At 57.1% G+C, this 19853-nt stretch carries 16 protein-coding genes; 12 read left to right on the forward strand and 4 right to left on the reverse strand.

Going from position 1 to position 19853, the window contains the following annotated elements; genetic code table 11:
- Positions 1 to 601 precede the first annotated feature (601 nt).
- The 8 genes from QZ268_RS12660 (at position 602) to xylB (ending at position 10166) form a co-directional block, all read left to right on the forward strand.
- Complete coding sequence (locus tag QZ268_RS12660; protein ID WP_295453119.1) at positions 602 to 1663, forward strand: LacI family DNA-binding transcriptional regulator; 1062 nt, start codon at positions 602 to 604, stop codon at positions 1661 to 1663.
- Positions 1660 to 2955 (forward strand): xylose isomerase, encoded by a 1296-nt coding sequence (xylA, locus tag QZ268_RS12665; RefSeq protein ID WP_295453121.1) that lies wholly within the window; start codon positions 1660 to 1662, stop codon positions 2953 to 2955. The genes QZ268_RS12660 and xylA overlap by 4 nt, the downstream gene beginning before the upstream one ends.
- A gap of 19 nt (positions 2956 to 2974) precedes the next feature.
- Positions 2975 to 4030, forward strand: coding sequence for a sugar phosphate isomerase/epimerase family protein (locus tag QZ268_RS12670; protein ID WP_295453124.1), 1056 nt, complete (start codon positions 2975 to 2977; stop codon positions 4028 to 4030).
- Positions 4030 to 5166: a Gfo/Idh/MocA family oxidoreductase gene (locus tag QZ268_RS12675; RefSeq protein ID WP_295453126.1), complete on the forward strand. Its 1137-nt coding sequence runs from the start codon at positions 4030 to 4032 to the stop codon at positions 5164 to 5166. Before QZ268_RS12670 ends, QZ268_RS12675 begins: the two co-directional genes overlap by 1 nt.
- A complete protein-coding gene (locus QZ268_RS12680; protein ID WP_295453129.1) occupies positions 5163 to 6680 on the forward strand; it encodes a sugar ABC transporter ATP-binding protein in 1518 nt (505 codons plus the stop codon). Before QZ268_RS12675 ends, QZ268_RS12680 begins: the two co-directional genes overlap by 4 nt.
- Positions 6681 to 6689: 9 nt before the next feature.
- The gene (locus tag QZ268_RS12685; RefSeq protein WP_295453131.1) at positions 6690 to 7688 is read left to right on the forward strand and encodes an ABC transporter permease; all 999 of its coding nucleotides are present in this window, start codon (positions 6690 to 6692) and stop codon (positions 7686 to 7688) included.
- A gap of 33 nt (positions 7689 to 7721) precedes the next feature.
- A complete protein-coding gene (locus tag QZ268_RS12690; RefSeq protein WP_295453134.1) occupies positions 7722 to 8672 on the forward strand; it encodes an ABC transporter substrate-binding protein in 951 nt (316 codons plus the stop codon).
- Positions 8673 to 8738: 66 nt separating this feature from the next.
- A complete protein-coding gene (gene xylB, locus QZ268_RS12695; RefSeq protein ID WP_295453137.1) occupies positions 8739 to 10166 on the forward strand; it encodes a xylulokinase in 1428 nt (475 codons plus the stop codon).
- Between the two features lie 286 nt (positions 10167 to 10452).
- Here xylB and QZ268_RS12700 read toward each other — a convergent pair whose 3' ends face one another.
- Positions 10453 to 12660, reverse strand: coding sequence for a histidine kinase N-terminal 7TM domain-containing protein (locus QZ268_RS12700; protein WP_295453139.1), 2208 nt, complete (start codon positions 12658 to 12660; stop codon positions 10453 to 10455).
- 470 nt (positions 12661 to 13130) lie between these two features.
- Here QZ268_RS12700 and QZ268_RS12705 point away from each other — a divergent pair, with 470 nt between their 5' ends.
- The 4 genes from QZ268_RS12705 to tpiA all read left to right on the forward strand — a co-directional run bounded on the left by QZ268_RS12705 (position 13131) and on the right by tpiA (position 16234).
- Positions 13131 to 13493, forward strand: a complete 363-nt coding sequence (locus tag QZ268_RS12705; RefSeq protein WP_295453142.1) for an SUF system Fe-S cluster assembly protein — start codon at positions 13131 to 13133, stop codon at positions 13491 to 13493.
- A gap of 114 nt (positions 13494 to 13607) precedes the next feature.
- Positions 13608 to 14834 carry a glycerophosphodiester phosphodiesterase family protein gene (locus QZ268_RS12710; RefSeq protein WP_295453144.1) on the forward strand — a complete coding sequence of 409 codons (1227 nt, stop codon included), beginning with the start codon at positions 13608 to 13610 and terminating at the stop codon, positions 14832 to 14834.
- A gap of 134 nt (positions 14835 to 14968) precedes the next feature.
- Positions 14969 to 15328: an iron-sulfur cluster assembly accessory protein gene (locus QZ268_RS12715; RefSeq protein ID WP_027239831.1), complete on the forward strand. Its 360-nt coding sequence runs from the start codon at positions 14969 to 14971 to the stop codon at positions 15326 to 15328.
- 156 nt (positions 15329 to 15484) lie between these two features.
- Positions 15485 to 16234, forward strand: a complete 750-nt coding sequence (gene tpiA, locus QZ268_RS12720) for a triose-phosphate isomerase (protein ID WP_295453147.1) — start codon at positions 15485 to 15487, stop codon at positions 16232 to 16234.
- A 222-nt stretch (positions 16235 to 16456) separates the two neighbouring features.
- Here tpiA and QZ268_RS12725 read toward each other — a convergent pair whose 3' ends face one another.
- From QZ268_RS12725 to QZ268_RS12735, 3 genes are all read right to left on the reverse strand, one after another.
- Positions 16457 to 17875: a TRAP transporter large permease gene (locus QZ268_RS12725; protein ID WP_295453151.1), complete on the reverse strand. Its 1419-nt coding sequence runs from the start codon at positions 17873 to 17875 to the stop codon at positions 16457 to 16459.
- A complete protein-coding gene (locus QZ268_RS12730; protein WP_295453174.1) occupies positions 17875 to 18555 on the reverse strand; it encodes a TRAP transporter small permease in 681 nt (226 codons plus the stop codon). The genes QZ268_RS12725 and QZ268_RS12730 overlap by 1 nt, the downstream gene beginning before the upstream one ends.
- 147 nt (positions 18556 to 18702) lie before the next feature.
- Positions 18703 to 19704 carry a DctP family TRAP transporter solute-binding subunit gene (locus QZ268_RS12735; RefSeq protein ID WP_295453154.1) on the reverse strand — a complete coding sequence of 334 codons (1002 nt, stop codon included), beginning with the start codon at positions 19702 to 19704 and terminating at the stop codon, positions 18703 to 18705.
- Positions 19705 to 19853: the final 149 nt, after the last annotated feature.

Here is a 19853-nt window from a genome sequence, read left to right on the forward strand (position 1 = left end):
AGCAGAGCATCCGCAAAAAAATCTCCGACCTGAAACGTCTGGAACGCGCATTGGATGAGGTCACCGCCAACTGTTCGAACGGTAACTGGCACTGTCCGATGTTGCTTTCGCTGCGAGAGCATTGAAGCGCACAAAGGGCTCGAAGCTGCCGTTCTGCGCACCAGCATACCAAATCGGCATCGAGTCAGGAGGTCAAGGTCGGCTGAGCGGGCGGAGGGAGCTTTTGCTTCGGTTGCACCAATGCCTGCTTTAACAAATACTCGTCAGAAAAAGCGCTGTTTCATGTCGTACTGAAGATCATGCGCCCCATATTGGGCATCAAAGATGTCTTGCAGGACCATCGCTTGCGGAGAGGGGCGCAGTTTGGCGTCCTCCCACCCAAGTCTAGCTTCGCCCCCCAAAGCCCCCTCTTGCTTTGCCATGGCCAAGCAATCTCTATTCGGCCCTGTTTCAAATGACGCGGGGGTTTCTGACAGCCGATGGCAGGAAGCCTGCGTAAATGATGGACGTCTATCAGAAAATGATTGACGTCCATCAGGAAACTGCGGTCAAATGATCAATAAGGAGGCGATTGGGAGATTCGTCTTTGGGGGGAGCGATCATGTCTAAACCAACCTTACATGATGTCGCGCAGGCGGCAGGGGTCAGCTATGCGACCGCAGACCGCGTCATAAACAACCGCGGAAATGTTGCGCAGAAATCAATCGACAAAGTGCGCGATGCGGTCGCCAGACTTGACTATGTGCGTAATGTCGCCGCGGCAAATTTGTCGCGCAAACGGGTTTACCGCCTCGCGTTTTTGATCCCCAAAGGGACAAACGCCTTTTTCAACCGGATCCGCGATCATATCGCACAAGTCGCGGCCCACCTGAGTGTTGAAAGCGTAAGTGTCGATATTTTCGAGGTCTCAGCGTTTTCCGTTGACGGGCTGTCTAAAAGCATCGCGGATTTCTGTGAGAAGGACTTTGACGGTGTCGCAATTGTCGGGCTTCAAAGTGCACTTCTTGAAGCCCCCCTCGCAGAGCTGCGCACGCGCGGAATCCAGGTTATCGGACTGGTCTCGGACCTACCCCGAGATTTCCGCGCCGCCTACATCGGTATTGATAATGTCGTTGCAGGGCGGACGGCGGCACGGATGACTGGCATGGCCCATGCGGGGGGCCATGGGGCAATCCAAACATTCGCCGGATCTTTGGATGCACGCGACCACGCAGAACGGCTGGACGGATTTCGGGAAGTTATCTTGGCTGACTTTCCACATTTAACCGTACTCGATCCGATCTTGACCAAAGATGACCCTTCAATTCTGCGGACGAAAACCCGTGAATTGCTTGCGCAACAAACCCATGTGACCGCGCTCTATAACGTGGGCGCTGGCAACTCGGGGCTGATCTCTGCGATCAGCGCCTGGCCCGAACAGCGCCCCTATTGCATTGTGCACGAACTCGTCGCCCATTCGCGGCAGGCCTTGGTCGCTGGTCATATTGATCTGGTGATTGATCAACGCCCGGATGTCGAAATCAACCGCGCGTTTGCCGTGCTGCGTGCTTTGATCGACCAGCGCGAAGTACCCACCATGCCAGAGCTGACCCCCACGATCTATGTGCGAGACAATCTGCCTGCCGATCCATTGAACGCGATTATGAAAGCCCAAAACACATGACCGATTTTTTTAACGATATTTCACGACTGACTTATGCGCCGGACAGCACGGATTTGGCCTTTCGACACTATAACCCCGACGAGGTCATTATGGGCAAGCGGATGGAAGAGCACCTGCGCTTTGCCGTAGCCTATTGGCATTCGTTCGCCTGGCCGGGAGGTGACCCTTTTGGCGCTGAGACGTTTGAGCGCCCTTGGTTCGGCAACACAATGGATCTGGCCAAGCTCAAGGCTGACGTGGCCTTTGAGATGTTTGATCTGCTAAACGTCCCCTATTTTTGCTGGCACGATGCCGACATCCGCCCCGAAGGCGACAGCTTTTCCGAAAGTCTCAACAACTTCAAAGAGATTGTGGATTATCTGGGCGAAAAGATGGAGACCAGCGGGACCAAACTGCTGTGGGGTACGGCAAACCTGTTCAGCCATCGTCGCTTTATGGCGGGTGCGGCCACCAATCCTGACCCCGAGATTTTTGCCTGGTCTGCCGCGACAGTGAAAAACTGTATGGATGCCACCCACAAACTGGGCGGTGAAAACTATGTCCTGTGGGGCGGGCGTGAGGGGTACGAGACGTTGCTCAACACCGATTTGAAGCGCGAACGCCTGCAGGCGGGGCGGTTCTTGCAGATGGCTGTGGAGTACAAACACCAGATTGGCTTCAAGGGTTCCATTCTGGTTGAACCCAAGCCGCAAGAACCCAGCAAACACCAATATGATTTCGATGTCGCCACGGTTTACGGCTTTCTCAAGGAGTTCGGGTTGGAAGGCGAAGTCCAGATGAACATCGAGCAGGGTCATGCGATCCTTGCAGGCCATTCGTTTGAGCACGAGCTGGCTCTGGCTTCATCCCTGGGCATCTTTGGCTCCATCGACATGAACCGCAACGACTATCAGTCAGGTTGGGACACCGATCAATTCCCCAACAATGTGCCCGAGGTTGCGCTGGCCTATTACGAGGTCCTCAAAGCGGGTGGCTTCACCACTGGTGGCACCAACTTTGACGCCAAACTGCGGCGCCAGTCGCTGGATCCGATTGATCTGATCGCAAGCCATGCAGGCGCCATGGACGTCTGTGCGCGCGGGTTCAAAGCGGCTGTCGCCATGCTGGAAGACGGCACACTGGAGGCGATGAGGGCTGAGCGCTACGCCGGGTGGGACAGCGCCCATGGCAAAGCCTTGCTGGACAGCGACCTCGCCAGCATAGCAGCCCAGGTTGAGGCGGGTGATACCCCCCCGCAGCCGCGCTCAGGCCGACAGGAAATTCTCGAAAACATCGTCAATCGCTTCGTGTAAGCGGACAGGGAGAAACACTATGAAAACGATCAAGGGACCCGCACTTTTCCTGGCACAATTCGCCAGTGACGAAGCGCCGTTCAATTCATGGGACAGCATCACGAAATGGGCGGCTGACTGTGGCTATAAAGGCGTGCAGGTGCCGTCATGGGACGGGCGTCTCATCGACTTGGACAAAGCGGCATCAAGCAAAGACTATTGTGACGAATTCAAAGGCAAAGCCGCTGAGAATGGCGTTGAGGTCACGGAGCTGTCTACCCACCTGCAGGGGCAGCTGGTCGCGGTGCATCCCGCCTATGATACAGCCTTTGACGGATTTGCTAATCCATCCGTGCATGGGAACCCGAAGGCGCGCCAGGAATGGGCTGTTGACCAGGTGATGAAGGCGATTTCTGCCTCGGCCAACATGGGCATCAAGAACCATGTCTCCTTCTCGGGCGCGTTGGCCTGGCCTTATGTCTACCCTTGGCCGCAACGCCCTGCAGGCCTGATTGAAACCGCGTTTGACGAGCTGGCGCGCCGCTGGCGGCCCATTCTGGATCACGCGGACGCAAACGACGTCAACATCTGCTATGAGATCCACCCCGGCGAAGACCTGCATGACGGCGTCACATTCGAGATGTTCTTGGAACGTGTCGACAATCATGCGCGCTGCAACATGCTCTATGATCCCAGCCACTATGTCCTGCAATGCCTCGACTATCTTGACAATATCGACATCTACAAAGACCGCATCAAAATGTTCCACGTCAAAGATGCCGAGTTCAACCCGACGGGGCGTCAAGGCGTCTACTCTGGCTATCAGCCCTGGGTCGATCGCGCGGGCCGGTTCCGCAGTCTTGGTGACGGGCAAGTCGATTTTGGCGCGGTGTTCTCCAAAATGGCGGCCAACGATTTTGATGGTTGGGCCGTGGTGGAGTGGGAGTGCTGTCTGAAGCATCCCGAAGACGGCGCCCGTGAAGGCGCGCAATTCGTGAGCGACCATATCATCCGCGTCACTGAACGTGCCTTTGATGACTTTGCAGATGGCGGCACGGATGAGGCCGCAAACCGCAAGATGCTGGGGATCGACTGATGGCACGTATTCGTTTGGGAATGGTCGGTGGCGGCAATGATGCCTTTATCGGTGGGGTCCACCGCATTGCGTCTCGCATTGATGACCGCTTCGAGCTGGTGGCAGGCGCGTTGTCGTCGACCCCAGAAAAATCGGCCGAAAGTGCAAAAGCGCTGGGGATCGAGCGATCTTATGGCGACTTTGATGAGATGGCCTTGGCGGAGGCCGCGCGCGAGGATGGTATTGAAGCCGTCTCCATCGTCACGCCCAACCATGTGCATGCAGCAGCGGCCAAGGCGTTCCTGGCGCAAGGCATCCATGTGATCTGCGACAAGCCGCTGACCTCAACCATGCAGGACGCCGCCGATCTGGAAAAGGCCGTGGCCGACAGCAAGGCGTTGTTTGTGTTGACCCACAACTACACCGGCTACCCGATGATCCGGCAGGCGCGCGATATGGTTGCCTCGGGCGAGCTGGGGACGGTCCGCCTTGTGCAGGCGGAATATCCGCAGGACTGGCTGACCTCCCCCATGGAAAACGAAGGCGTGAAACAGGCCGAATGGCGCACCGATCCCGCGCGCTCTGGTGCGGGTGGGTCCATTGGCGACATCGGAACCCACGCCCACAATCTTGCGTGCTTTATGAGCGGGTTGCGCGTGGAAAGCCTCGCGGCGGATTTGCACTCCTTCGGAGCGGGTCGCACGCTGGATGACAACGCCCACATGATGCTGCGCTTTGCAGGTGGCGCCCGTGGCATGCTGTGGTCCAGCCAAGTAGCACCCGGCAATGAAAACGCGCTAAAAATCCGTATCTACGGCGAAAAAGGCGGGCTTGAATGGAGCCAAGAGGACCCGAACTACCTGTGGTTCACACCCCACGGCGCGCCAAAGCGCCTGCTGACCCGTAACGGGGCGGGCGCAACCGAAGCCTCCCAGGCTGTCAGCCGTATTCCCGGCGGCCACCCCGAAGGATACCTGGAAGGCTTTGCCACACTCTACAATGAGGCAGCCGACGCCATTCGTGCGGTACAAGGCGGGGCAGATCGGACCACGGCCATGGGGGTTCTGCCCGGGATCGCAGAGGGCATGGAGGGCATGCGCTTTATCACCGCCTGCGTGTCCTCTTCGGCCAACGATGCTGCTTGGACGGTGCTATGACCCCCGCCCCGATTGTAGCCTTGAGTGATGTAACTAAAAGCTTCGGTCCCGTCGAAGTGCTTCACGGCGTGAACCTGGCGCTGCATGCAGGCAGTGTGCACGCATTAATTGGCGAAAACGGGGCGGGCAAATCCACAACTATGAAAATTCTGGCGGGGTACCAGCCGCCAACAAAAGGTGAGGTCCAGCTTGAAGGCAAGCCGGTGCAATTTGCCAGCTTGCAAGATGGTGAGGCTGCAGGGATCGTTATGATCCATCAAGAGTTCAATCTGGCCGAGCAGCTGACCGTTGAACAAAACATCTTTCTGGGGCGTGAACTCAAACGCGGGCTGCTGCTGGATAAAGCGCAGATGCGCAGCCGCTGCATGGCCTATCTGGCGCGGGTAGCCTGTGATGTTGCACCCGATACGCTGGTGTCGGATCTGTCCAATTCCGAAAAACAAATGGTCGAGATCGCCAAAGCGCTGTCGCGAGATGCGCGGGTGCTGATTATGGATGAACCGACGGCGGTGCTGACCAACCGTGAAACCGAAGTGCTGTTCAAACAGGTCGAAGCCCTGCGCGCGGCGGGCACTGCCATTCTGTTCACCTCTCATAAACTGGACGAGGTGGCACAAATCTCGGATCGCGTGACGATCATGCGCGACGGCGATGTCGTCCATTCAGGCCCGACTGCCGAAATGGATGAAGACGCCATGGCCACGGCCATGGTGGGGCGCGACGTCTCTGACTTGTATCCCGAAAAACCCGGCGTGGCGGCGGATGCACCTGTGGTTTTGGAGGTCAAAGACCTGAACGTTCCCGGCTTTGCCCAAAGCGTGTCCTTTACCCTGCGCAAAGGCGAGATCCTTGGCATCGGGGGGCTCATTGGGTCGGGACGCACCGAAGTGATGGAGGGGCTGGCAGGCTTGCGCCCTGCCACGGCGAGCCGGATCACCTTGTTTGACGATGTTGTCCAGTTCAAGCGCCCCGCCGACGCACAGCGCGCGGGATTATGCTATTTAACCGAGGATCGCAAACTGCGCGGACTGCTGTTGGAACGCGGTATGCGTGACAACCTGACCTTGGCGAATTTGCACAAGTTCGGCGGTTTCCTAATTGACCGCAACGCAGAAGAAACCGCCCTGACGAGCGCCATCGCAGAGTTCGACATTCGTGCAGGCTCGCGTGACGTGCGGGTGGGCAACATGTCCGGCGGCAATCAGCAAAAGCTGTTGCTGGCCAAGGTCATGCTCTCCGAGCCCCGCGTGTTGATTGTGGATGAGCCGACGCGCGGCATCGATATCGGAACAAAGCAACAAATCTATGCCTTTTTGCACAAACTGGCTGGTGCCGGCCATTCCATCATCGTGATCACCTCAGAGATGCCCGAACTAATTGGTTTGGCAGATCGGGTTATGGTGATGCGCTTGGGCGAGGTCAGCGGCACGCTTGCCCCTGATGAAACAAACGAAGCTGCGATTGTGCGCCTGTCGATGGGATTACCCGCCGAACAAGCGCCACAGATGGCTTGAGGATACAGAATGACAGATGCAACCACACCAAACCCCACGCGGTTTCGAATGCCTTCAATGTCCGTGCTCGGCCCTATCATCGCCTTGTTGGTGCTGTTGATGATCGGCACGATGCTCAACGCAAATTTCCTGAGTGCGGCCAACATCACCAATGTTCTGGCTCGCTCCGCCTTTATCGGGATCATCGCGGTGGGAATGACCTTTGTGATCACCGCAGGCGGGCTGGATCTGTCCGTGGGTTCAATGGCTGCATTTATTGCGGGCCTGATGATCCTGGTGATGAACGCAGCCCTGCCCAGTATGGGGGTCGGCATACCGATTATTTTGCTGGGGATGGTGACTGCCATTGTCGCGGGAATGTTGGCGGGCCTCCTCAACGGGTTCCTGATCACAACGCTGGGAATCGAGGCCTTTATCGTCACGCTTGGCTCCATGGGCATCTATCGCTCACTGGTGACATGGCTGGCGGACGGGGGCACGCTGTCTCTCGATTTCGGGCTGCGCACATTTTATCGCCCCGTCTACTTTGACGGAATTCTCGGGATCAGCTGGCCGATTATCGTTTTTGCCTTGGTCGTGATTATCGGCGAGATCATCATGTCCCGCACCGCCTATGGCCGTCACTGCGCGGCGACAGGGTCAAACGAGCATGTGGCGCATTATTCCAACGTAAATGTCCGCCGCACCCGCCTGATCTCTTATGCCGCTCTGGGGATCCTGGTTGGCATCGCCACGATCATGTACGTCCCGCGCCTTGGCTCCGCCTCCGCATCAACCGGCGTGTTGTGGGAGCTGGAGGCTATCGCAGCCGTAATCATTGGCGGCACTGTGCTCAAAGGCGGCTTTGGTCGGGTCTGGGGCACGGTTATCGGCGTGCTCATCCTCAGCCTGATCGGCAACATTCTCAATCTGACCGACTTTGTCTCGCCCTATCTGAACGGTGCGATCCAAGGGGTCATCATCATTCTCGCTGTGATCCTACAGCGCGAACGCAAGGCGGCAAGTTAAGCCGCGCGCAACCGCTTCATGGGAGGAGCAAACATGAAATATACAAAAACGTTTATCGCAGCTGCATTGACGGCGACAGTCAGCACCGCTGCACTTGCAGACGACAGCGTCAAAGTGATCGGCGTGTCCATTCCAGCCGCGACACACGGCTGGGCCGGTGGTATGAACTTCCACGCCGCTGAAACGGTCAAGCGTCTGGAAGATGTCTATCCTGGTCTTGATTTTGTTCTGGCCACGGCCTCTGATCCGGGCAAACAGGTCAATGACATCGAAGACATGGTCGCCACCCGCAACATCGACGCGCTTGTTGTTTTGCCCTTTGAGTCCGATCCGCTGACGCCTCCGGTTCAAGCCGTGGCCGAGAGCGGCGCCTGGGTGACAGTTGTTGACCGCGGCCTGTCCGTTGAAGGCATCCAAGACCTATATGTGGCAGGGGACAACACCGGTTTCGGCACAGTGTCCGGCAACTATATGGCGTCCAAGATGCCAGACGGCGGCGATATCGTTGTCTTCCGTGGCATTCCCACCACCATCGACAATGAGCGTGTCGACGCGTTCACCGCAGCGATCGAAGGGTCCGGCATTAACGTTCTGGATATGGAGCACGGCAACTGGAACCGTGATGACAGCTTTACCGTGATGCAGGATTTCTTGTCGAAATACCCCAGCATCGACGCGGTCTGGGCATCGGATGATGACATGGCCATCGGCGTATTGGCCGCCATTGAGGCAGCCGGGCGCGATGATGTGCAATTTGTGCTGGGTGGCGCAGGCATGAAGGAAATGATCAAGCGGACTGCCGATGGCGACGCGATGATCCCGGCCAACGTCACATATCCACCATCCATGATCGCCACCGCGATTGAACTGACAGCGGTGGGCCTCACGTCTAACGCGCCGGTTTCAGGTGACTTTGTGATCGGTTCCGTGCTGGTGACACAAGAGAATGCGATGGATTTCTACTATCCTGACAGCCCATTCTAAGAACCTCCCAAGGCCACCGGCGATCTTTTTCGCCGGTAGCCTGCACTTAACAACGAAGAGGTCGCCATGACATATCTTGGTTTGGATTTGGGGACATCTGGCGTCAAGGCGCTGCTGATTGATGGGCGCCAAACAGTACTTGCTGAAGGCAGTTGCGCCCTCACAGTTGAACGCCCCCACCCCAAGTGGAGTGAGCAAAGCCCGACCTCGTGGATTGCAGCCTGTGAAGCTGCAATTGACCAGGTTCGTGCGCTGGCACCAACCGCATTTGCGGCACTGCGTAGCATCGGCGTTTCCGGTCATATGCACGGGGCGACATTGCTTGGGGACGATGATCAGGCGTTGCGACCGGCAATCTTATGGAACGACGGGCGGGCGCATTTGGAATGTGCAGAGCTTGAATCCCGGGCAGATTTTCGCGGCATTGGCGGCAACATTGTTATGGCGGGCTTCACCGCGCCCAAATTGCGTTGGGTGAAAAAGAATGAACCCGAGATTTTTGGTAAGACCCGCAAGGTTTTATTACCAAAAGACTATGTGAACCTGTGGCTGACTGGCGAACACATCTCTGAAATGTCTGACGCCGCAGGAACACTCTGGCTGGACGTTGCAAAGCGCGATTGGTCAGATGATCTCTTGGCCGCGACGGATCTGACACGGCAACATATGCCCCGTTTGGTCGAAGGCAGCGCTCATGCAGGTGATTTACGGCCAGAATTAGCGGCACGCTGGGGCGTTGGCGCTGTATCCATCGCAGGTGGTGCTGGCGACAACGCCGCCACCGCCTGCGGATTGGGCGCAGTCACGCCTGGACAGGGGTTTCTCTCCTTGGGAACCTCTGGTGTTCTGTTCACCGTCACAGATCAATTTGCTACCAATACGGACAATGCAGTCCACAGCTTTTGCCATGCCATACCGGATAGTTGGCATCAAATGGGTGTTATTTTATCAGCAACGGACGGGCTGGCCTGGTTCGGCCAGATCACCAACAAAACGCCTGCAGAACTGACCTCCATGGTCACGGGGGTGACCAAGCCATCGCCAATCACCTTCCTGCCGTATCTGTCTGGTGAACGGACACCGCACAATGCCCCCGATGCCACCGCTGCGTTCCTTGGCATTCGCCGCGACCACACTTTGACGGACATGGTCCAAGGGGTCATGGAAGGCGTTGGATATGCTTTTGCCGATTGTTGCAGCGCACTCGGCAAAAGCGGATCGTTACCGCAAACTGTGATCGTTGCAGGCGGCGGCAGCCAGTCGCAGACATGGTTGCAGATGATCGCAGATATTACCGGTCTCACGCTGAAGGTGCCCGACAGCGGTGCACAAGGCGCAGCCTTGGGAGCTGCCAGACTGGCGATATTGGCCCGTGGTGATGGAAGCGTTTCTGATGTTCTTTTTGCCCCCCGAACGCACAAACAGATTGAGCCCGATCCTGGGTTGACACTGGCCTACGCAGATAGCCTGAAAGCGTTTCGCGACGCTTGGTAATATCTCCTGCCCGCTTGGGGTGAGCAAGTTTCGAAGTGCCCTTGGACTTTGCGATCGTCCCGCAATATCCCGCTAATCTGTTCTCCGCTGAAACGGCCTCTCTTCATCGTCAGTTTCCTTGTCAGAGCACAGGATAGCGACATTAGCAAAGTTATGGGATAATCAACAACGGCCTGCACCGGGGCCGTTGACCTTCGCCGCTGTGCAACAAGTTGGGAGGTATGGGCTCGCCCTTGAACCTGATCACCGCCGCCAGATGACGCCAGGCAGCCCAAGCAAAAACGCCTCATAAACCTCTGATAAGAGAGAGCAAAGGTTCTTTTGACACCGGCTTTGCCAGCACCTCATCCATGCCCGCTGACAGGTAGTGGTTCAGCTGCTCCGGCATGGCGTTCGCGGTCACGGCCACAATGAAACTTGGCTCACGGCCAATCTCCTGTTCAATGCAGCGGATTTTCTGCGTGGTTTCGACACCGTCCATTTCCGGCATCTGAATGTCCATCAAGATGACATCGAAAGCAAATGAGTGCGCCAGGTCGATTGCCTCAGGTCCGCTGGAGACGGATTGGACCCGGCATATGGAAGAGAGAAACTTCTGTAGGATCAGCCTGTTCGTCTTGTTGTCATCGACCACAAGGACATCCACGGCCGTAGGTTCCGGGGCCGAAGCCGACCGCAAGACGGGCTGCGTTTCTGCCTTCGGTTCATCGGTGGCCGGCAACAGCGGCAGTCTTATTTCGAAGGTTGCCCCCTGCTCAACGCCGGTTGCCAATTGTAGGCTACCCCCCATCAGATGGCAAAGCTGTCGAGATATCGAAAGCCCAAGACCTGTACCGCCGAATTTGCGGGCATCGCTGCCATCCGCCTGCTGGAAAGGTTGAAAGACCGTGTCCCGGGCTTCGCGTGATACGCCTGGTCCTGTGTCGCTGACACGAACCAGCAGGAGCGCGCCGTTATCTGCGGGCTCTGCAGTGAGCTTGACGCTGCCGGTTTGGGTGAATTTGACCGCGTTGGATACGAGGTTGTGCAGCACCTGACGAAACCGGTGATCGTCGCCAATAATGGCCTTTGGCAAATCTTCGTGTATTTCTACACTGAGGCTTAACCCCTTTTCGTTGGCCTTTGCGGAAAAAAGAGCACGCGCTCCTTCCAGCGCAACCCGGAGCGCGAATGGTCTGTTTTCCAGCGTCATCTTTCCGGCTTCGATCTTTGACAGATCAAGGACATCCCCAATCGTCGTAAGCAAGATCTGACCCGAATCTTCGATGGCCCGCAGAAATTCGCGCTGTTCTCCATCTAGCGCGGTTTCGCTCAGGACTGCCGCCATTCCAAGCACACCATTGAGTGGTGTACGGATTTCATGGCTGACATTGGCAAGGAAGTGCGTCTTCGCGCGGTTGGCGGATTCGGCATGCGCTAATGCTTCACGAAGGGCCTCGGCGGAGCGTTCTCTTTCGGTGATGTCGACCAGTGAGATAGACCAGCCCAGCAGGGGAATCTGGGACTGGATCGGGCTGTCAATCGGAACCGCGCGTGGGTCAAAGACACGCCCACCAATCCTGATCGGTGCAGCGCTATTGATATCTCCGTCTTCTATGAGATCTTTCAGCAGCGGCCCGATTCCGTCCAAGTGTTCAAGAGTTGCGCCATGTTTCGGAAGCTGATGGATGAAAAAATCTTTGGCTGCAGGATTGGCACTGACAAAATGACCGCCCGCATCCACTAGGATCACGGGATCCTGGGTGGCGTAGAACATAAGAAGCCGACCCTGGGCAGCCGTATCCATCATCGAATTGTTCACAAGCAGCCAGCTCAAAGCGATGAGTGAAACTGCAAATGTAAACGGCGTCGGGTCGAAGCCAAAAACCGTCACACCCCAGCCGATATAAGCCAGATTGGCCGCCACCGGAGCTGCCGTGATGATGATCAAGGCGCCCATGAAGGGGCGGATGACTTTTTTCGCCTTGAGAAAGACAAAAGTAAGCAGGCCCAAAGCGGCAATCAGAAATATGTATAGGACCGCGGCAACCGCAAAGAAGAGCGGTCCGTGGTCAAATATCACGAAGCTATTGCCGCCCTCTGTCACGAGCCGGGTGTCTGGGCCATAAAGCAGGTGCGTCCAGCGGTTTGTAACGGCGATAACGCTTACCAGGCTTGGCAGGCCAATATAGGCCATAATCCGGACCGGTCGGCGGATCCGGCGCTTGCTCATCGAGTAGTCGAAGACAAAGAATGTCCACGCGATAGGCACCAGGACGATTCCAGGCCAGGCAGCCAAGGACCACCCGACTTTGCAGGTTTCGCTTTGCGAAGCCAAATCGAATACCACAGTGAAAAGCCACCACAGCATCGCTGCCAAGGTCAGAACAAAGGAGAGCTGACCGGCAAAGGGAATATTTCGTGCAATCCGGACCAGAACAACGGAGCAGACCGCCAACAAAGCAGCAGCGGCGCCGGAAGCCAAGTTGACGTCTAAATTCGCAAGACAATTCATAGCCTACCTCGGCAGCTTGGGTTTGCAGTCCGGTAAGCAAAGCGCTGGAAATGCATTGGATATTCTTAAAACCAAAGATGTGGGTTTATTACAACCTGCATATGAAAGCGAAATTATTGCTGTAGTGTTAAAAGTGCGGGCCTAGAATGTGATATTGCTTTAGCCGACGTTGCCGCGCAGCGCAGTATCTGGGTCTCGGTCTGCTAGGGCGTAAACGTCCGCTTTTTCCTGTAAGGCAGCACCTCCTTCGTAAACGCAGCAAACGGCAGCGCTCCGCCCGACCTGCATGAGCCCCCATTGAACCAGGTAGGCAGACAGCGAGGCTGCTTTGGGCTGGCTGCGGTCATTGGTGCTGCCCGCTTAGATATTTTGGAAACACCAGCTTCAACTGACGGCTTTCTTTCGCTGCCTCTGGACCTCCCTCTACAGTTTCCCTATATAAACAGTCGGATTAACTGTCAGGGATCGACATGACCAACGCTTCCGAACCACTTGAAGGAACGCCGCTGATTGCGCCGTCTTCCGTTGAACACCCGCTCTTCGATCAGATCGTCGAGGCCTGCCGTTCAGTCTATGACCCTGAAATTCCGGTCAATATCTATGAGCTGGGCCTGATCTACACCATCGACATCTCTGATGAAAACGACGTGCAGATCATCATGACGCTCACCGCCCCTGGCTGCCCTGTCGCCGGTGAAATGCCCGGCTGGATTGTTGACGCCGTCTCACCTGTGGCTGGGGTCAAATCCGTTGATGTAGAAATCACCTGGGAGCCGCCCTGGGGTATGGAAATGATGTCAGACGAGGCCCGCCTCGAGTTGGGCTTCATGTAAGCTCCACCCGGGCTCAACCTCAAAGAGGTCACAAAAGCTTCATCGGATCGCGGCAAAGGCTTTACCTTTCGCCGCGATTTCTCTTTTGAAAATCAACTTCTTTGGAGAATTCCATTGCGCAACGCTCTTAACCTGTCGCTCATCGCTCTCACCCTTGGATCCGCCAGTTTCGCGCCAGAGGTCAACGCCGCTGAGACGGGTCTCAGCTATGGTCCCCGCCCGGCCTATCTGATCGAAAAGCTGCCCGAAGGGGCGCTGAAGTCAAAACTGCAGTCCTGTGCGGCGCAGCTGCCTGCCCGCAGCACCTTTTCGATTGGCCACCGGGGCGCGCCGCTGATGTTCCCCGAACATACCGTGCAGTCCAATGTCGCTGCCGCGCAGATGGGCGCGGGTATTTTGGAATGCGACGTGACCTTCACCAAGGATCTGGCGCTGATCTGCCGTCACGCGCAAAACGATCTGCACACCACCACCAATATCCTGACCACCGATCTGCCTGAAACCTGCATCACGCCGTTCACCCCGGCCAGCGGCACCGCCCCTGCCTCGGCCGAATGCCGCAGCTCAGAGATCACCCTGGAGCAGTTCCGCAGCCTGACGCCCAAGATGGACAGCTTTGACAAGACGGCAACCACAGCGGCGGCTTCCCAGGGCGGCTCGCCCTCCTGGCGCAGCAGCCAATATGCGGATGGTGCCACCGCAATGACCCATGCGGAATCCATCGCCCTGTTCAAATCTCTGGGCGCCAAGTTCACCCCAGAGCTCAAATCCCCCGCAGTTGAGATGCCCTTCAACGGCTTCACTCTGGAGGCCTACGCCCAGAAGATGATCGACGACTACAAGGCGGCCGACATCCCCGCGACCGATGTCTGGGCCCAGAGCTTTGATCTCGAGGTGGTGAAATACTGGATCCAGAACGAGCCCGCATTTGGCAAACAGGCGGTCTATCTGGATGGGCGCAACAGCGGAGCAACGCCGCTGGATCCAATGGATCCCAGCAGCTTTAGCCCCACGATGCAGGAACTGGCCGATATGGGTGTGAACTACATCGCCCCGCCCATGTGGATGCTGGTTACCCTTGAAGACGGCAAAATGGTGCCCTCCCCCTACGCCAAGGAGGCCAAGGCCGCCGGGCTCAAGCTGATCACCTGGACCCTGGAGCGCTCTGGCCCGCTGACCACAGGTGGCGGCTGGTACTTCCAGACCGTACAGCCCGCGGTCAGCAATGCCTCCAGCTATTACGAAATTCTTGATGTTCTGGCCCAGGATGTCGAGATCGAAGGCATCTTTTCTGACTGGCCCGCAACAGTCACCTACTACGCCAACTGCATGGGGCTTTAAGTCTCATAAATCCCTGCTGTGTTAGGTTTGAACGGGCCGCTTGTCCCTTTGCGGCCCGTTTTGCTGTCCACTGCCTCTTGAGCCTGCCCCCTCGCGGGCCTAGATAAGAGGAAACGCGCGCATTGGAGACACTTATGTTCGGCATTCCCGGCAAACAGGCTGTGACAATCACCCCCCGGGCTGCGGCCCAGATCACCAAACTGATGACCAGCGGTGGCCACGCAGGCCTGCGCATTGGCGTCAAAAAGGGCGGCTGTGCGGGGATGGAATACACCATGGAATATGTCGACGAGCCGGACAAGAACGACGAGGTGGTGGAACAGGACGGCGCAAAGGTGCTTATTGCCCCTATGGCGCAGATGTTCCTCTTTGGCACCGAGATCGACTATGAGACCTCGCTGTTGGAAAGCGCCTTCAAGTTCAACAATCCCAACGTGTCAGAGGCCTGCGGCTGTGGTGAATCCATCAGCTTTAAGGATGTGCCAAACCTGTGACAGGTTCGCAGCCCATTTAGCCAAGGATGCCTGCGCTGACAGATGGCGTCTCCGCTCATGAAATGGCAAAAGGCCTCGCCTTCAGGCCCTTGCCCGATTGCCCCGCCCTGCCCCCGGTGCTACCACTTGGCCAGATATTGACCAAGGGAGCGACAGATGCGGCAGAAAATGGCAGCGGGCAATTGGAAGATGAATGGCACAAGCGCAGCCTTGGCCGAGCTTGAAACCCTGATACAGGGCCAACACGCCGCCACATCAGAGCTGCTGATCTGCCCCCCTGCCACGCTGCTGTCCCGCGCAGCCGAGCTTGCTGCAGATAGCCCTGTGGCTATTGGCGGCCAGGATTGCCATGCGGCAACTTCTGGGGCTCACACCGGCGACCTGTCGTCTGACATGCTCAAAGACGCCGGCGCGACCGCTGTCATTCTAGGCCACTCAGAGCGCCGCGCCGACCACGCTGAGAGCAGCGAAGCAGTTGCTGAAAAAACAAAATCCGCCTGGAGCGCCGGCCTCATCGCGATTGTCTGTCTTGGCGAAACCCTGGCAGAGCGCGAATCCGGAGACACCCTGAGCGTTGTTGGCAATCAACTGGCCGCCTCCTTGCCCGACGGTGCCACAGGCCAAAACACCGTCATCGCCTATGAACCGGTCTGGGCCATTGGCACTGGCAAAGTGCCAAGCCTGGCCCAAATTGCCGAAGTCCATGACTTCCTGCGCCAGGCCCTCACCACCAGGTTCGGCACCGAAATGGCCGATGCTATCCGCCTGCTCTATGGCGGGTCGGTAAAACCGGGCAATGCCGCTGAAATCTTTGCCACCTCCAACGTCGACGGCGCCCTTGTTGGTGGCGCCAGCCTAAAGGCCGCAGATTTCTCCCCCATTATCGCCGCCCTCGACGCCAGCTGATCCCCCTATTTCAATTGCCCCCTAACCCATAGGCAGGCACCGCCCTGCCCTTACGCCGCCAAAACAAAAACGCCCCGGACCAAATCCGGGGCGTTTTCTGTTTCACTTGGAGCCAAACCCCTAAAGCGCCCGGCCTTAAACATGAACCACTTGGTCGCGGCCTTCGCCTGCGGCTCAGCGCAAAAAGTGATGCGCGATACCGCAGGTTACAGGCCGGACGCTTTAGTTGGTTATAATCTCAGGCCCCATAAGCGCATTGGGGATCAAGGTGCTCAGCCAGGGGATATATGTCACCATAATCAGGAAGACAAAAAGCACCGCCAGGAAGGGCAAGGCCGCACGCACCACCGCCATCATCGGCATGCCTGCCACCCCGGAGGTAACAAAGAGGTTCAGGCCCACCGGCGGGGTGATCATGCCGATTTCCATGTTCACAACCATGATGATGCCCAGATGGATCGGGTCAATGCCCAGCTCAATGGCAATAGGGAACACCAGCGGCGCCACGATCACCAACAATCCAGAAGGCTCCATGAACTGACCACCAATCAGCAGGATAATGTTCACCACGATCAGGAACATCACCGGCCCAAAACCTGCGGACAGCATCGCATTGGCGATATGCTGCGGCACCTGTTCATCGGTCAGCACATGTTTCAGGATCAGCGCATTGGCGATCACAAACATCAGCGTCACCGTCAGCTTGCCCGCATCAAACAGCGCTTTCTTGGTGTCCTTATGTGCCCAGACCGTCAGCAAAGCCTGCGGCGCCTGAAACACCGACCGGCGCGGGGTTTGTTCGGTTTCAGCCAAAGGCCCCATGTCACGATAGACAAAGGTGGCAACAAAGAAGGCATAGACCGAAGCCACAGCAGCCGCTTCCGTGGGGGTGAAGATGGCGTCTTCTTTATAAAGCCCCAGCTCCGCCGAGTACCAAGGGTAGCCATAGATACCCACCATGATGATCACGATCAGGAACAAGCCCCAGAAGGCCTCCCGGAACGAAGCACCAACTTCGCCCCAACCAGCCCAGGTACCCTTGGGCATGTTTTTGATCCGGGCAATCACATAGATCGTCACCATCAGCATGATGCCTGCCAAAAGGCCCGGAATGATGCCAGCCAGGAACATCCGGCCCACCGAGACATCCACTGAGGCCGCATAGACCACCATGACGATCGAGGGGGGGATCAGGATGCCCAGGGTGCCGGCATTACAGATCACCCCGGCTGCAAACTCCTTGGTGTAACCCGCCTGGCGCATCGCTGCGATCACGATCGAACCAATAGCAACAACCGTGGCAGGCGAAGAGCCAGAGAGTGCCGCAAACATCATACAGGCAAAAACGCCGGCAATGGCCAGGCCACCCTGGAAATGCCCAACACAGGCGATGGAAAAGCGAATGATCCGCTGCGCCACGCCGCCAGTGGACATAAAGGTAGAGGCCAGAATGAAAAACGGAATGGCCAGCAGGGTAAAGTGGCCTTCAAAGGCCTCAAACAGAGTGCCAGCAACGCTTGCCAGCGAACTGTCGGAATAGATCAGCAAAAACAGAACCGAGCTGAGGCCCAGCGAGATGGCAATCGGCACCCCGATCAACATCAGGCCAATCACCATGGCAAAGAGAAAAATTACATCCATTAGTTTTCTCCCTCGGTAGCCCGGGCGCGGGCCTCGTCCAACTCATCTTCGACCTCATGGCTGGCCACCAGCCGATCCGCCTCGCCGCGCAGCACCTGCATCAGGGCTTGGGAAAAGCGGAAAACCAGCAACAACATCGACAGGGGCAAGACCACATAGGGCACCACCTTGGGCAGTTTCTCGTAAGAGTCGCCGTAGTTGATCAGCTCTTCCAGAAAGCGGAAAAGACCCACCATGGGCACATCCTGCACCTCGTAAAAACTCTGGCTGCGCGCCTTCATGTCAAACCCGGTTGGAAACCAGCGGCCAGAGGTTGGCGGCAGATCCGCAAACACCGCCCAGTAGTCATAGGCGCCTTTCAGCAGCAGCAGGGAAAACACCAGGCAAGCCGCCGCAGCAACAAGCGCCACACCCCGGCGCGCGCCCGGTGACAGAATATTGACGATGGCATCCACGCCCAGGTGCGTATGGGTCTTAACCGCATAGGACGCCCCTAGTAGCACCAACCAGGCAAACAGGAAGACTGTCAGTTCCAGCGCCCAAAGGATATTGGAGTTAAAGGCAAATCGCGCGATTACATTGGCAAATGTTATCAGCGTCATCAGCCCCAGAAGCAACGCGATCAGCGTTTCTTCCAATGTGTTGATAAACCCGGACAGGCCGGTTCTTGCCCCGGACATAGTGGTCACCCCGATGATGTTGAGAAAGAAAAAGATCAGGCGGCGGATCCCCACGCCGCCTGAAAGTCCGGGGGCCTTGATCACACAGGATCATCCCCTCGGATGCGGCCCGCCAATTGGGCGGGTCCGCGTGTTACAACCAATCAATCAGTAATTGGCGTTGATCGCCTGTGCTGCGTCGATCTTGTCCTGACCAACGTCACCAGAGAACTGCTCCCAGACGGGCATCATGGTTTCAACCCAGGCCTGACGCTGTGCCGCATCCAGGCTACGGACTTCGCCGCCGGCTGCGATGATGGCCGCTTTGGCATCGTTGTTGACCTGAGTGGACTCGGCGTTGCGGGTTTGGGTCACTTCCCCAAGGATCTGCAGGAATTGCTCCCGTACTGGGGCGTCCAAGCTTTCCAGCCAGTCCACATTAGTCACAACCAGATAATCGATGATGCCGTGGTTGGTCTCGGTGACACCGTCCTGCACTTCAAAGAACTTCTTGCCGTAGATGTTGGACCAGGTGTTTTCCTGACCGTCGACAACACCCTGCTGCAGAGCACCGTAGACTTCGGAAAAGGCCATCTTCTGGGGCGAACCACCGATGGCTTCCATCTGCGCCACCAGCACGTCAGAGGACTGAACCCGGAACTTCAGACCATTGGCATCGGTCGGCGCGACCAGGGGCCGGTTCGCCGACATCTGCTTCATGCCATTGTGCCAATAGGCCAGCCCCTGCAGGCCCCGGCGCTGCATGCTGTCCAGCAGCGCCTGCCCATCGGGCGAAGCCTGGAACGCGTCAACCGCATCAATGTTCTTGAACATGAAGGGCAGATCGAAAAGGCGGAATTCCTTGGTGAACTTCTCGAACTTTGACAGCGACGGAGCCGCCAGCTGCACGTCGCCCTGCAACATGGCTTCCAGCACCTTGTTGTCGTTATAGAGCGTCGAGTTCGGGTAGACCTCCAGGCACATGGTGCCATTCATTTCGTCGTTGATGCGCTGTTCCAGCAAAGAGGCCGCGATCCCTTTGGGGTGCTTGTCTGTGTTGGTTACATGGCTGAATTTGACAACGATTTCGCCGTCATCGCAGGCGGCGCTAGCAGCGCCAGCGGTTACTGTCAGGGCCATCGCGGTGGCAGCAGCGGTTACAAACTTCATATCAATCCTCCCAGATTTCATCCTATCTCCTGCCATGGCAGAAGCCTCGGCCAAGGATTGCCAGTTGCGCGGCGCAGCTCAAGATTTGTTTTCAAGTCATCTTAAATTGAAATCTTTTATATATTTCACAGATGGTTACTTGAAACGCG

This window comes from uncultured Pseudophaeobacter sp. (assembly GCA_905479575.1).
Taxonomy (GTDB): Bacteria; Pseudomonadota; Alphaproteobacteria; order Rhodobacterales; family Rhodobacteraceae; genus Pseudophaeobacter.

Excerpts from the sequence above, each read along its gene's own strand:
- QZ268_RS12735 (WP_295453154.1), bottom strand. The coding sequence starts at position 19,704 with ATGAAGTTTGTAACCGCTGCTGCCACCGCGATGGCCCTGACAGTAACC.
- QZ268_RS12730 (WP_295453174.1), bottom strand. The coding sequence starts at position 18,555 with ATGTCCGGGGCAAGAACCGGCCTGTCCGGGTTTATCAACACATTGGAA.
- QZ268_RS12725 (WP_295453151.1), bottom strand. The coding sequence starts at position 17,875 with ATGGATGTAATTTTTCTCTTTGCCATGGTGATTGGCCTGATGTTGATC.
- QZ268_RS12685 (WP_295453131.1), top strand. The coding sequence starts at position 6,690 with ATGACAGATGCAACCACACCAAACCCCACGCGGTTTCGAATGCCTTCA.
- QZ268_RS12705 (WP_295453142.1), top strand. The coding sequence starts at position 13,131 with ATGACCAACGCTTCCGAACCACTTGAAGGAACGCCGCTGATTGCGCCG.
- QZ268_RS12715 (WP_027239831.1), top strand. The coding sequence starts at position 14,969 with ATGTTCGGCATTCCCGGCAAACAGGCTGTGACAATCACCCCCCGGGCT.
- tpiA (WP_295453147.1), top strand. The coding sequence starts at position 15,485 with ATGCGGCAGAAAATGGCAGCGGGCAATTGGAAGATGAATGGCACAAGC.
- QZ268_RS12670 (WP_295453124.1), top strand. The coding sequence starts at position 2,975 with ATGAAAACGATCAAGGGACCCGCACTTTTCCTGGCACAATTCGCCAGT.
- xylA (WP_295453121.1), top strand. The coding sequence starts at position 1,660 with ATGACCGATTTTTTTAACGATATTTCACGACTGACTTATGCGCCGGAC.
- QZ268_RS12660 (WP_295453119.1), top strand. The coding sequence starts at position 602 with ATGTCTAAACCAACCTTACATGATGTCGCGCAGGCGGCAGGGGTCAGC.
- QZ268_RS12680 (WP_295453129.1), top strand. The coding sequence starts at position 5,163 with ATGACCCCCGCCCCGATTGTAGCCTTGAGTGATGTAACTAAAAGCTTC.
- QZ268_RS12690 (WP_295453134.1), top strand. The coding sequence starts at position 7,722 with ATGAAATATACAAAAACGTTTATCGCAGCTGCATTGACGGCGACAGTC.
- xylB (WP_295453137.1), top strand. The coding sequence starts at position 8,739 with ATGACATATCTTGGTTTGGATTTGGGGACATCTGGCGTCAAGGCGCTG.
- QZ268_RS12675 (WP_295453126.1), top strand. The coding sequence starts at position 4,030 with ATGGCACGTATTCGTTTGGGAATGGTCGGTGGCGGCAATGATGCCTTT.
- QZ268_RS12700 (WP_295453139.1), bottom strand. The coding sequence starts at position 12,660 with ATGAATTGTCTTGCGAATTTAGACGTCAACTTGGCTTCCGGCGCCGCT.